The organism is Paenibacillus sp. Aloe-11, assembly GCF_000245715.1.
In the GTDB taxonomy this organism is placed as follows: domain Bacteria; phylum Bacillota; class Bacilli; order Paenibacillales; family Paenibacillaceae; genus Paenibacillus; species Paenibacillus kribbensis.
In genome coordinates, this window is sequence record NZ_JH601050.1 from 311,589 (window position 1) to 325,321 (window position 13,733).

The following is a 13,733-nucleotide window of genomic DNA, read 5'->3' on the forward strand; positions in this document are numbered from 1 at the left end:
ACGGTTTTTTACGCCGATATTGGGGGCTTGCTTGCCTGTGTTATATATACAAATATTAGAGTAAGTTTGTTTGTATGGAGTAGTACAAAGTGAGTAACAAATAATTATGGAAATGTTGTTGTGTTCTGGAGGAATTTTGGTAGACGAAAGCGAATAAGGTAGTGTAGAAGATAACAAGGCAGAACAGGTTTTGTTCAGAGGAGGCTGAGCCCGGATGAGTTATTGCTGTGGAGCAAGCATGGTAGGAACCAAGGGAACGCTGAAGCATTACCGTACCCAAGTCCATAATGTTCCTTTGCTGTTTTGCCCGGTATGTCGTCGCATTGAAGTTCATTATAAAGTCGAAAATGAATATGAAATTTTGGCTGAATATGCACATGGAGATGGGGCAAGCGAGATTGATTTTCAGGATTATGTCATGGAAGATGATGATACGATATTTGAAAACTGTGTAAATCGTGAGAGTGAAGATGCATTTGAAATTGTAAAGCGTCAAATTGACATGTCACTTGATTTATTGATGGTAGCCAAACAGATGAATGATGAAAAATGGCAGGGAGAGCTTAAGAGAAGACTGGCTGTGATGAGCCAAAGACGATCCCGGCTTCAACATAATAAGAGCGGCAGTTGACTTCCTACACACCAAAGAAGCTCTCAATTTTCGAGAGCTTCTTTGGTGTGTAGGGCGCATATTCCTAACTTATTCTTTCGTTTTGGTAATGTTGCGCAGATATTATGACGAAAGAAAACAGGATAAAAGTATGGATTCGACACTTTTTCCGATTGACTCGAATCCTTGATCTTGTCTATCATGAAATAAGACTCGAATTGGAAAGAGTTGGTCGGAGTTTTGTGAATCTGTTTTCTACACCATTGAAGGGTAGTCGATAGATTGTCTTTCTCTTCTTCAAGAATGTTACGCGTCCGATACGGCCAGTTTATCATTCCGAAACAAGGGGGAAGCCTGGCATGATCAGTGAATTCCAAGAAGCCTTGCTTGATACCGTGGGAGCTTGCCCTCCCACACAGATCGCCAATAACAAGTATGAAAATGTGCTGGAGAACCTGGATAGTGGTATCATGCTGTTTGACAGTGACGGGGTACTGACCTTTATTAACGTGCAAATGGCGAAATTGCTGGAATTACCACGTAGTTCGCTGGCGGGTCGCAACCTGATGCAGATATTGCATCTTCCTGAGTTAAGTCGGTTTAAGAAGAAGAAAATCATGCGGATTTATAAAGAAACTATCTTTCATAGAAAGCGCTATCACGAGTTGATTGATGAGTATGGTCGGCATTGGTTGATGACAGTGACCTACGGGGATCAGATGGATGGCGATTTTTTGTTTAGCCTCAAGGATGTGTCGGATTACAAGCAGATTGAGCAAACGGCATACCAAAATGACAAGCTGGCGATGCTGGGACGAATCTCTGCTTCCATAGCCCATGAAATCCGTAATCCGCTTACTGCAATCCGGGGTTTTATTCAATTGCTTCGACCTCATTTGATGGAGTTGGGCAGGGATGAGTATGCCCGCATTATTTTAACCGAAATTGATCGTGCGAACGACATTATTTACGAATTTTTGAATTCGTCCAAGCCTTCGGCTCCGCAAAAAACGGCTGTATCTGTGATGGGATTGCTGAAAGAGGTTGTGATGCTGACAGAAAGCGAGGCATTGATGAAGGGCTGCCAGATCGCACTGGATGAAAATGACGAGCTCATGAAGGTTTCCATTGATGTAAAGCAGATTAAGCAGGTTATTCTCAATATGATTAAAAATGCGATGGATGCCATTGAAAGCATCGGTGGGGAACGAGAGGGATGTATTGATATCCATACGGTGCTTGAGGGCTCCTATGTCCACATTTGTATTGAAGACAACGGATTGGGTATGGATCACAATACATTGTCGCGTTTATTCGATCCTTTTTTTACAACAAAAGAAAGTGGAACGGGTCTGGGATTGGCTGTGAGCTATCGAATTATCAAAAATCATGGAGGCTTTATTCATGTAGACAGCCAGCATGGAATGGGGACACAATTTAAAATCACGCTTCCTGTGGTTTAAAAATGCACAGTTTTTCGCAAAGGAGTGCTGTGTGCAATTTCTTTTGCGTTGTGCAGCGTTGGAGCATAGGTATCACTTAGTTGAAAAAGGTCGGTTGGAGCGCATGATCTGAAGAGATCATGCGCTTTTTTGGGGCTGTAAGCTCTTTTTTTTGCGTGAATGCGAAAATGAATTCGTGAATATAAGACTAAAAAAAGATTCACCTTTCACAGATTAAATGCTATTATATACCAGAATACAACATTATTTTTGAGACTATAGACTTAAACAACGGCTTCCAAAGCTGTCAAACGTCTTAGAAATCGGAATCTCCGATATGCAGGGGGCTGAAGAGGCTGGATGAGTATACGACTGGAAGTAAAGAAAACGATAGGTATCGGCATTGCTGCGATAGGTTTGTTTGTCTTGGTTCAGTTATTTCATGTAACTTTGAATAAGTTATACTCTCATAATGTTTTTTTCTTGGTATATCCGGTTATAGGATTTGCCTGCGCTGCGATTTGTTTTTCTATTTTTTATCAATCCTGGTCCATTCTGCTGGAGCAATTATCCTTGCAGAGACTTTTTATTGCGCCGACATTTCTAGTGGCTGGTCTGCTTTACCTTGTTCATATCGTTTCGGTTAGTTTCCTAAGCTTGACCGATTTTGCTTTATCTTCGAGTATTTCGTTATGGCTTTTGTTTGTGAATCGAGTCTTTACTGCTGTTATGTTCTTAATCATTTGTTTGCTCCCCTATAGAAAAATGAAGTCTGGATACAAGACAGTTGCTTTGTGGGCGGGTATAGGCTGTACTTTGCTCATCCTGGGGGTTATTAAGGTTTGTGGTGCAAGATTACCGGATCTTCGTATAAGATATGAAGCGGACATTCTCGGATGGATCTTGAACCTGGCGATCATGTTTCTGCTCGTGTCTACTATGGTCTTAGGGATGCGAAGATATCGCGAATTTCACCAGGAGGAACATGGCATGTTGCTTATGATTCGCGGGACTGGGCTTTGTATTGTGAGTCAACTGTTCTATATGTCTTCTGAGCAAATGAGTGATGTTAATCACCTTATGGGGTTTTTAACCAATACGATGGCGTTTTATATTCTGCTGAGCGGTTTGGTCCGGCAAATGGTTCTCGTTCCCTACCGGGAAAAGCAGGCTGCAGAATCTGAATTTAATCTCATTGCCTATACTGATGATATAACAGGACTTCCGAACCGTCGCCGGCTGTCCCAACGTCTGGATAAAATGCTGCGTGATTCATTGAAGCCTGATGAGACAGTAGCGCTTTTAGTGCTGAATATAGATCGTTTCAAAACGATTAATGATTCGCTTGGACATATGGCAGGAAACTATCTGTTGTATGCGGTAGGCGAACGCTTGGGGCACTTTAGCCATGAGGGGGAAGAGGTCTTCAGCATGGGTGGAGATGAATTTGCATTTCTTCTAACAGGGTACGAAGATATGAGGGCCATGAGAAATCGGATTGATGATATGGTGAAGCTGTTCGATCAGCCTTTTCATATTAATGGAGAGTCTTATCATGTAATGGTGAGCGTAGGTATAGCTTTGTACCCATTAGATGCGGATCAGAGCGAGCAGCTCATTCAGAATGCGGATACTGCTGTTCATAGTGCGAAGGAGCAAGGAGTGAATTTTCAGCGGTATACCAGTGTAATGCAGATGCGGGCGCATGAAAGACTCCAATTGGAAAATGATCTGCGGCGCGCGCTTGAAAATGAAGAATTTTCATTGGTGTATCAACCGCGTGTTCACCTGCAAAGTGGTGAGTTGACCAGTTTGGAGGCACTAGTGCGTTGGAATCATCCCCAGCGTGGGATGGTGATGCCGGGAGATTTTATTTCGGTAGCCGAAGAAAGTGGTCTGATCGTGCCGCTGGGAGAGTGGGTGCTACGGGAGGCATGTCTGCAAAACAAGCGCTGGCAGGAGGCCGGATATCAACCGATCCCGATATCGGTCAATTTATCCATGCGCCAATTTCAGCAAAAAAAACTGGTGGATGTCATTCAGGGCATTTTGGCCTATACAGAACTGGAACCATGCTATCTGGAGCTGGAAATTACCGAGAGTATGACCTTTGACAAGGATCGGGCCTTCGAACAGTTGAAAAAAATAAAGGCGATCGGGGTTGCAATCAGTATCGATGATTTTGGTACAGGCTACAGCTCGTTGCATTATTTAAAAAATCTTCCGATTGATCGTCTTAAAATTGATCGTTCCTTTGTAAATGAGGTACTGGTCGACAGCAAAAATGCGGCCATCGTATCTACCATTGCTTCCATGGCTCATCATTTGAAACTGAAGGTTACGGCAGAAGGCGTGGAAAACGAGGAACAGCTTCATTTTTTGCAGGCTCAGGAATGTCATGAAGGGCAGGGGTATTACTTTAGCCGTCCTATTCCGGCAGAAGCCTTTGAAAAATTATTTTTACGCGAGCCTATGAATTGGCTGTCTCAGGATAGTATGTAGTTTACTTGCATTTTGCAAACGGGTGAGTTATACTATATAACATCCTGATTCAGTTGTTTGACAATAGCTTGAGTGTATCTACATTAGAATTGAGATATTTTAAAATGCGGGTGTAGTTCAATGGTAGAACTTCAGCCTTCCAAGCTGATAGCGTGGGTTCGATTCCCATCACCCGCTTTCTTGTTTTAAGGCGTTAAAAACCCTTGTACTGCAAGGGTTTTTGTTTTGCTCATAATTAGATGAACATACTTTAGCCGGGGAGCCATTGGGTATCCCGGTTTTTTTACGTTCTTATGAACCATATTTTACACTATTATACAAAACAAAATCCAAATATTTCGCTTACATGCTATAAATAAACAGATACAAAGAACTATTTACCGTCCCCTAAAAAATAAGTATAGTCACATTAATGGAATATAATACAAAAAAAGGATGGTGTACCTGTGATGAGGAAAATTTCTTTTCTTTTTTTAGCCTTAACATTTGCGCTCTTCACCTTTCCGGTAAGCTCTACGTTCGCTGCGGCTGACTTTCCGAATACGTCGACGAATGGATTGACTGGCTTTGCTGGACAGGCTAAAAATGAAAATGGCGCTTCCAAGCCTAGTACAACCGGGGGGAAAAATGGGCAGGTTATCTATATCAACAATCTAAATGATTTGAAAAATCAGTTAGGGGATTCCACTCCAAAAATTTTGGTGATTGAAAAGAATATTTCTGCCTCCTCTAAAACCGTCGTCAACATTGGCTCCAACAAATCACTTATTGGCTCTTACGCGCAAAACAAGCTGATCAATATTCATTTGAAAACAACAGCTAACTCCGGAAATGTAATCTTTCAAAATTTAACCTTTGAGCACAGTGCCAACATTAAAGGCAACGATGACATCCAGCTATATCTTACTGCGGGTACTAATTATTGGATTGATCATGTTACTTTTGCGGGTCACAATTATGATCCGAATGGTTCGGATCTGGACAAGCTTTTGTATGTAGGACAATCGGCCGATTATGTAACCATCAGTAATTCGAAGTTTGCTAATCACAAATATGGTCTCATTCTGGGTTATCCTGATGATGGCAATAAAAATTATGATGGCATGCCCCATATCACAATCGCCAATAATTATTTTGAAAACTTGCTTGTCCGTGGTCCAGGGCTTATGAGATACGGATATTTCCATGTTAAAAATAACTATATCAATAATTTCCAGTTAGCTTACACGATAGCTACCAATGCAAGAATTTATTCGGAGTACAACTACTTTGGCAAAGGTAGTGAAAAGGGTGGAATTCTCGATGATAAAGCCAATGGCGAGTTTAAAGATGTGGGTAGTTATCCCGTCATCAAGAACCAAAAATCGCCTGTAACCCGTTGGAATCCAAGCAAGAACTACAGCTACCAGGTTCAAACTCCTGAGTATACCAAAGAGTTTGTAACTAAATATGCTGGTTCTTCTAATACAACTTTGGTATTCGGAAAATAACTCTAAATTTATTTGCAAATCTATTTTGTTCTGTTATACTGACTGCAAGCAAGTATCCCATAAAAAGGAAGGTAACCATACGTCCGATGAAGTAAGCACACTGATTTTCCCATTTAACTGCACAGTTACTGGCAGGCGGCTGTATGCTGCAACGGGGAAAGTGTGTCTGAAATGAGAGTTGGGACGTATACGTTTATTCCGGAACGGGAGTCGTTTTTTTCCCTTCATGGTTTTATTTGTTCATGAGCGTATGTTCTGAAACGATTCATAGCAGTCATTCTGTATTCCTTGTATGCAAGCCGCAGCCTTCTGCGGCTTTTTTTATTACTTCCGGCATAAAAGCCGGGCTGGGAAAGGATGATCATGGTATGAAAACGATTTTACGTGTTCGCAATGTAATAAAGGAATGGAACGGAACCACTTTGTTTGAGAATGTGTCGATGGATGTGACGGAAGGAGAACGGCTCGCGCTGTTTGGAAGAAATGGAGCAGGAAAAACGACACTATTACGTATATTGCTGGGAGATGAAGCGCCAACCTCTGGTCAAGTAGAGCATGATTTGCCGCTGGAAGAGCGGGGCTGGCTAAAGCAGCAGGATACAGTGAATTTGTCTCGAACTACACTGGAGGCCGCACAGCAGGCTAGCCCTCTGGTGCGGTGCACGGCAACCCGGCTGCTCGATATGAAGCCGGGAGGCGGATATGAGATCTATGAGGGAACAGCCGACGAAAAGCAAGAAGACGAGCGAAGCCGTCAACGGGAGCCGGAGGATCAGGAGCAGCGTGAGGAGCGTCTGCGATTACAGTTGCGTCTGACGGAACTGATGGGATTGACGGGTATGATGGATGAGAATGATGAGCATCTGAGCGAAATCAGACACATTCGCGCCAAGCTGGATCGGCTGGATTTTCCCGGCATCCACAAGAATGAAGTGTAGGCCCTGCTTGCCAAAGCGCGGCAGTTTGCATATAATAATGAACAATAGTTCGAAATTAAAAATGTCTTGATGGAGAAGAGTAGGCAGTGTCCGATTGAACAGGGAGGAAGCGCCGTAGGATTGAGAGCGTTTCTGCAAATAATGGGCTGTTGAAGTTCGCTCCGGAGCAGTTCCTTGAACCTCAAGCGTCATGTGGATGGCGAATGGGCAAGTAGAGGATACCGATTCACGACCGTTACAACGTGCAGAGCGAGATGATGATGCATAGCGTGAATAAGCACCTGTATTTGCCGATAGGCAGAGTAATAGGTGAGCTGAGCTTGATTGTCTAACGAGGGTGGTACCACGGTCTTTTCGTCCCTTACTGGGAGAAAGGACCTTTTTTTGTTGTCTGAAAAGCTGGAAATGAAGAAAGGGGACTGAACAGGCGATGAGCGAAACCATCCAAATGAAGGAACATTTGCTGGCCTTGAAGGAAGAAGCATTGGAAGTATTGGAGAAGGTGGCAACAGCCAAGGAGCTGGCTGACCTGCGGGTTAAGTATTCGGGTAAAAAGGGTGCGTTGACTGAGATTTTGCGCGGTATGGGCAAGCTGAGTGCGGAAGAGCGTCCGGTTGTTGGACAGGTAGCCAATGAAGTGCGCGAGGCCATTGAAGAGGTGGTCAACCGCAAACAGGACGAGTTCACGAAAGCGGAAACGAATGAACGTCTGCAAGCGGAAAAAATCGACGTTACACTGCCTGGACGCGCGTTGCCGCAAGGCGGACTTCATCCGCTCAATAAAGTGATTGAACAAATTGAAGACATTTTCACAGGCATGGGTTATCGAGTTGCAGAGGGACCGCAGGCAGAGACGGATTATTACAACTTCGAAGCATTGAATTTGCCTAAAAATCACCCGGCGCGCGACATGCAGGATTCGTTTTACCTGACCGAGGATCTGTTAATGCGTACCCATACGTCACCGGTTCAGATTCGCGCAATGGAAGCCATGAAAGGTGAAACACCTATTAAGGTCATTTGTCCGGGTACGGTTTTCCGCCGTGATGATGATGATGCAACACATTCCTTCCAATTCCACCAAATTGAGGGGCTTGTGATTGGAAAAGACATTCGCATGAGTGATTTGAAAGGAACCTTGCTGCAATTCGCACGCGAAATGTTCGGGGAATCGACCGAAATTCGTCTGCGTCCAAGCTTTTTTCCATTCACCGAGCCGAGTGCTGAAGTTGACGTTACCTTTGTAAAGAAAAATGGCGAACGTGTGTGGATTGAGATTTTGGGCTGTGGCATGGTGCATCCGAAAGTACTGGAAATGGGTGGTTTTGATCCCGAGGTGTACAGTGGCTTTGCATTCGGTATGGGTGTAGAGCGGATTGCCATTTTGAAATACGGCATTGACGATATTCGTCATTTCTATAACAGCGACCTGTCGTTCTTGAAACAGTTTGCGCGTCAATAAACAACTATATCAAGGGAAGTGAACCCATATGAAAGTATCATTCGAGTGGCTGTCCGAGTATGTATCGCTGGATCAGGTGAGCGCGGAGGAGCTGGCAGAGAAAATCACCCGTTCGGGCATTGAAATAGATGAAGTTGAACATCGCAACCAAGGGATTACTGGCGTTGTTGTCGGCTACGTCAAAAGCAAGGAAAAGCATCCGGATGCGGATAAGCTGAATGTGTGTATTGTCGATGCGGGTCAGGGAGAAGATTTGCAAATCGTGTGTGGTGCCAAAAACGTGGACGCAGGTCAAAAGGTTCCTGTTGCCGTTGTGGGTGCCAAGCTGCCGGGAGATTTCCATATTAAGAAGGCCAAGCTGCGTGGTGTTGTGTCCATGGGTATGATCTGCTCGGCTAAGGAACTGGGCATGAATGACAAGCTACTGTCAAAGGAATTGCAGGAAGGGATTCTCGTGCTGCCGGAGGATGCTGAAATTGGTACACCGATCACGAAGCTGCTGGGGCTGGATGATTACGTACTGGATTTTGATCTGACGCCAAACCGCTCGGACTGCTTGAGCATGCACGGAGCAGCCTATGAAGTAAGCGCCATTCTGGGACGTGATATTTCGCTGGCTGACCCGGCTAAGGATCTGGTTGAAATCGGTGATGCAGCGGCAGACCATCTATCCGTGAAAGTAGATACTCCTGAGCTATGTACGCACTATGCAGCCCGTTATATTACAGGTGTAAAAGTGGGAGCTTCCCCGTTGTGGATTCAAAACCGTCTGATGGCGGCGGGTATTCGTCCGATCAATAACATCGTGGATATTACGAACTATGTCATGCTGGAATACGGTCAGCCGTTGCATGCTTTTGACGCGGATAAGCTGGAAAATGGCAACATTGAAGTTCGGCTCGCTCGCGCAGGCGAAACCTTAATTACGCTGGATGATCAGGAACGCAAGCTGGAGCCGCAAATGCTGCTGATTACGGACGGTGTGAAGCCGATTGCACTGGCAGGTGTAATGGGTGGGGCTAATTCGGAAGTGACCGATGCGACTGTCAGCATTGCGCTCGAATCCGCGAAGTTTGATGGCGGTACGGTGCGCAAAACTTCCCGTCAGCTTGGACTTCGTTCCGAAGCGAGCCTGCGTTTTGAAAAAGAGGTTGATCCGGGTGCCGTTGTGCCTGCTATAAACCGTGCGGCGGCGCTGATTCAGCGTTACGCAGGGGGAACTGTACATCAGGGTATTGTAGAATCTGCTTCTGCAAAAGCTGAAAATCGTATTATCAAGCTGTCGCTGGATAAAATAAATCGCTATTTGGGAACAGAGCTGTCACTGCTTGAGGTTAAAACGATTTTTGGTAGACTGCATTTTGGTTGCGGTGATGCAGAGCAAGGCGTGATGGAAGTTGAAGTGCCTACGCGCCGCGGGGATATTACCATTGATGTGGATCTTATCGAAGAAGTTGCACGCTTGTATGGCTACGACAACATTCCAACCACGCCGATTGAAGGGCCGACCACTCCGGGTGCATTGACGGCATCACAATCATTGCGTCGTTCTTTGCGCAAATTACTGGTGCATGGCGGCTGGCAAGAGACAATCAGCTATTCGTTTGTACATCCGCAAAGTACGGGCTTGTTTAATGCCCTGACAGAAGGCAGCCATCCGGTTCGTTTGGCGATGCCTATGAGCGAAGACCGCAGCGTTCTGCGTACGAGCATTATTCCGCAGATGCTGGATACAGCGGTATACAACATGAACCGGAAGCAGGAAAATCTGGCGATTTTTGAAATAGGCACTGTATTTTACACAGAGGAGCAAACATTAACCCGTCAGCCGCAGGAAATTCAAGTGTTCAGTCTGCTGTTGACTGGAGCACGCCGTGAAAAGCAATGGAACATTGGTGCTGAGAAGGTTGATTTCTTTGATATTAAAGGGGCACTTGAAACGGTGTTCGACTATTTTGGGTTGAGTGCAAGCATTCGTTATGTAGCTGACCAACCGCAAAGTTATCATCCGGGACGTTCCGCTTCGGTATGGCTGGATGTGAATGGAAGCTCCCAGCGGATCGGCACGATTGGGCAGATCCATCCGGAATTGCAGCAGTCTTATGGACTGAATGATACGTATGTGGCGGAAATTGCATTACAGCAAATCGTTGAACATGCCAACAATCACATCCAATTTAGAGAGCTGGCTCGCTTCCCGTCCGTGGAACGTGACATTGCTCTCGTGGTTGACAAAGACGTTGAGGCAGGCGAACTACTTCGTGTTATTTACGCTGCAGGCGGAGAACTGCTGCAGGATGCACGGGTGTTTGATGTATTTACAGGCAGCAAGCTTGGTGAGGACAAGAAGAGCGTAGCTATTTCCCTGACCTACCGTCATTGGGAGCACACGCTGACGGATGAAGAAATTAATGCGGCGCATTCCCCTGTCGTTACGTCTCTGGAGCAAACTTTTGGAGCGGAATTGAGAAAGTAGCAGGAAATGCGGGAAGCCGTATCGAATCTTAGTGACAGAGGTTCGATACGGCTTTTTGGCCTATCATCATTGAAGCTCTCTACTCTGATATTCACCCGCTGCGGGGAAGCCGGACTATGGGGTTGAACGCTCCACCAAGGGCGGGGTACCATAGAATCGGACACAACTTAGAATCAACATACAGTAGTATTGAAGGAGGGCATAATTGTGACTACACCGGATCGCACTCGCGTCACTGTAGAGATCTACGGTACTTCTTATAGACTCGTCGGCAGTAATCCCGATTATATGAAACAGGTTGCCAATTATGTGGATGAACGCATGCACAATATTTCCCAAGCTCATTCACGTCTGGATATGCCCCGAATTGCCGTGCTGGCTGCAGTCCATATGGCAGAAGAGGCTGTACAAATTCAGGAAATTCAAAGCCATATGAACCGATTAGCCGCCGAACGTGCCGAACTACGGGGAGAGCTGGCGCAACTCCAGACAGCCCTGGGAGAACAGCAGCAGAAAAATACAGATATGAAGCAGTCTCTTGTTCAATTGAAGGAAGAAAAGGAAGCGACCCAGAGGAAGCTGGCAGAAACCGAGTCTGTATCAGCCAAGGAAATTGCTGCATTGAGGATAAGGCTGGAACAGCAGGAGAAAAAAGCAGGCGAGCTTGAAAATGAGCAAAAGCAGGCTAAACGTGAATTGGAGGAGTCCCGTCAAGAAGCTTCCCGTAAATTGAAAGAGCAGCAGGAAGTGGCGAATGCCCGTATACGGCAGGCAGAGGAGCAGACGAAGACGGAATTGGCTGAGGCGGCGAAGCAGTCCGAAGCCAAGCTTTTGGCTGCGGAGAAGGCTCATCAGGAGCGTCAACGCACAGAATTGGACAAGCAGCGTACTGCTTTGCAGCAGGAGCATAGCCAGAAGGTAACAGAATGGCAGACCAAGTGTTCCGGGCTGAATGAGCAGCTAGAGCAGGAGCGAACACAGGCGCAGCAAGAGCTGAATGAGAGAAATCTCCAGCACCAGGAAGCGGAGAAACGGGCCGAGGAAGCTGCGCTCGAGCAGGAGATTCGAATCGAGGAGCTTCAGGAGCAGTTGGACGAGGTACAGGCAGGCAAAGCAGAGCTTGCATCCCGTTTGGGAGAAGCGCAAGAGCAAGCTGCATTATTGAAGCAGCAGCAGACCGAGCTGGAGTCCCGACTGGAAACGCAGCGGCAGGCCGCAGCAGAACGGGAACAGGTGGATTCGCTTGCGCGTGAAGAGCTGCAGAACCGTTATGATCTTTTGGCTACGGAAGCCAAGGCTGTGCAGCAGCAAGCGGCTAAGCTGGAGGAAGAGCAGCGCCGGATCCACAAGCTGCTGGAGCAGGCGCACGTATCCTCTCGCAAGTTGCAAAGCGAACTGGCTGCACTGGCTGAAAGTGAGAAGTCATGGCAGAAGCTTGCTGAGGAGCGTCAGCATGCCGTCGATGAATTGGAGCTTTCGCTACAGGAGGCACGAGAGCAGAAGAAAATAACGCAGGAGCAATTACAGCATGCTGAGGCAGAAGTAGAAGCTGTTCATAGCAAGTTTGCGGCACAGCAGCAGCGTCTGTTACAGCTGGAAGCCAAAATCAAAGAGCTTTCGTCTGAGCTAATACGTGTCCAGGATGAGCTGAAGAAGGTAAACGGTCGTGAGCAGGAAGGAATACAGGCCTACAACGTGCTTCAGGAGCAGCATAGCAGCATGAAGAGCCGGGCTCAGCAATTGGAGCAGAACATAAAGAAACTCCAGCGTGAAGATAGCGAACGGCAGAGTGAACTGGAACGTACTGCAGAAGAATTGTTGGAATGGCAGCTTAAATATGAGCAGTTGAAGGCCGAGGTGGAACGTTGGGAGGCTGAAGACGCTGCACGTAAGGAAGAATTTGCTTCGTGGGAACGTGAAATAGCCGTAACGGTTGAACAAAAGGAGCAGCTGCAGGAGGAGATCCGTTTGGCAGTTGAAGCTGCCGAAACGGCGAAGGCTGAACAGCAATCTGTAGAGCAGGAACGGCTTGCTTTACAGTCTGAGCTTAATGAAGTGGGTCAAAAATATGAAATGGCGGCTCATCAGCTTCGTCTTTTACAAGTTCAGCAGGATGTAGATCGGGAAAATACAGAAAAGATTTCGACGGAATTGCATCAATTGCAGGAAGAATACACCAAGCTTCAAACGGAGTATAATGAATGGATTGAGCTCATCGAACAGGATCAGTAGATACGGATTATAGATGTGACGCAAATCCCCGGCTGCTTATCGCCGGGGATTATTTGTATATTGGATTACCGTAGGTGTGTGTATGACAAAAAGCTGTCCTTTGGCAGAATAAATCTGCTTGGGACAGCTTTGCCGCGGTGTAAACTGAAAATTAATTCTTGGCCTTACGACCAGCTTCAAAAGGTGTCGTTACCGGAATGAACAGGTCGATAATCCCGATAACCAATGCAGCTAGCAATGCGCCCATCACAGAAACACTGACACTGGTCACAATATATTGAGCCACCCAGATAACCAGAGCGCTCACCAGAAAACCTACGATACCGCGTCCGAATGGAGAAACGCGCCGACCGAACATGGCCTCAATAATATAACCAATCAAGGCAATGACAATCGCAAGGATCAGCGCGCTCCAAAAGCCGCCTACACTAAATCCGGGAACGATCCAGCTTACGACCATCAGAACCAGGGCGGCCACGATGAAACGCACAATGTGCCCAAGAATGCTCACGGAATAACCTCCTTCGTTTTTTTGAAATTGCAGGGTTAGACAAAGGTTAGTGTGTGGCATAGGGAGCTTT

9 protein-coding genes and 1 tRNA gene are annotated in these 13,733 nt (G+C 46.2%); 9 read left to right on the forward strand and 1 reads right to left on the reverse strand.

The genetic code is table 11. The annotated features are described in order from the left end of the window. Nucleotides 1-214: 214 nt before the first annotated feature. From WG8_RS07470 to zapA, 9 genes are all read left to right on the forward strand, one after another. Nucleotides 215-631: a hypothetical protein gene (locus tag WG8_RS07470; RefSeq protein ID WP_007429530.1), complete on the forward strand. Its 417-nt coding sequence runs from the start codon at nucleotides 215-217 to the stop codon at nucleotides 629-631. A gap of 338 nt (nucleotides 632-969) precedes the next feature. Then, nucleotides 970-2,073: an ATP-binding protein gene (locus tag WG8_RS07480; protein WP_007429531.1), complete on the forward strand. Its 1,104-nt coding sequence runs from the start codon at nucleotides 970-972 to the stop codon at nucleotides 2,071-2,073. A 339-nt stretch (nucleotides 2,074-2,412) separates the two neighbouring features. Next, the gene (locus WG8_RS07485; RefSeq protein ID WP_007429532.1) at nucleotides 2,413-4,554 is read left to right on the forward strand and encodes a putative bifunctional diguanylate cyclase/phosphodiesterase; all 2,142 of its coding nucleotides are present in this window, start codon (nucleotides 2,413-2,415) and stop codon (nucleotides 4,552-4,554) included. A 106-nt stretch (nucleotides 4,555-4,660) separates the two neighbouring features. Continuing rightward, nucleotides 4,661-4,731: transfer RNA gene (locus WG8_RS07490), tRNA-Gly, on the forward strand. A gap of 272 nt (nucleotides 4,732-5,003) precedes the next feature. Continuing rightward, nucleotides 5,004-6,044, forward strand: a complete 1,041-nt coding sequence (locus tag WG8_RS07495; protein ID WP_007429533.1) for a polysaccharide lyase family 1 protein — start codon at nucleotides 5,004-5,006, stop codon at nucleotides 6,042-6,044. Between the two features lie 368 nt (nucleotides 6,045-6,412). Next, a complete protein-coding gene (locus tag WG8_RS28150) occupies nucleotides 6,413-6,982 on the forward strand; it encodes an ATP-binding cassette domain-containing protein (protein ID WP_232289067.1) in 570 nt (189 codons plus the stop codon). 430 nt (nucleotides 6,983-7,412) lie between these two features. Further along, nucleotides 7,413-8,444 carry a phenylalanine--tRNA ligase subunit alpha gene (pheS, locus tag WG8_RS07505; RefSeq protein ID WP_007429535.1) on the forward strand — a complete coding sequence of 344 codons (1,032 nt, stop codon included), beginning with the start codon at nucleotides 7,413-7,415 and terminating at the stop codon, nucleotides 8,442-8,444. Between the two features lie 28 nt (nucleotides 8,445-8,472). Then, on the forward strand, nucleotides 8,473-10,920 hold the full coding sequence (pheT, locus tag WG8_RS07510) for a phenylalanine--tRNA ligase subunit beta (RefSeq protein WP_007429536.1): 2,448 nt from the start codon (nucleotides 8,473-8,475) through the stop codon (nucleotides 10,918-10,920). A gap of 207 nt (nucleotides 10,921-11,127) precedes the next feature. Then, nucleotides 11,128-13,152: a cell division protein ZapA gene (gene zapA, locus WG8_RS07515; protein ID WP_007429537.1), complete on the forward strand. Its 2,025-nt coding sequence runs from the start codon at nucleotides 11,128-11,130 to the stop codon at nucleotides 13,150-13,152. 151 nt (nucleotides 13,153-13,303) lie between these two features. Here the strand turns inward: zapA and WG8_RS07520 are convergent, their stop codons facing one another. Beyond that, nucleotides 13,304-13,663 (reverse strand): phage holin family protein, encoded by a 360-nt coding sequence (locus WG8_RS07520; RefSeq protein ID WP_007429538.1) that lies wholly within the window; start codon nucleotides 13,661-13,663, stop codon nucleotides 13,304-13,306. Between the last annotated feature and the right edge of the window lie 70 nt (nucleotides 13,664-13,733).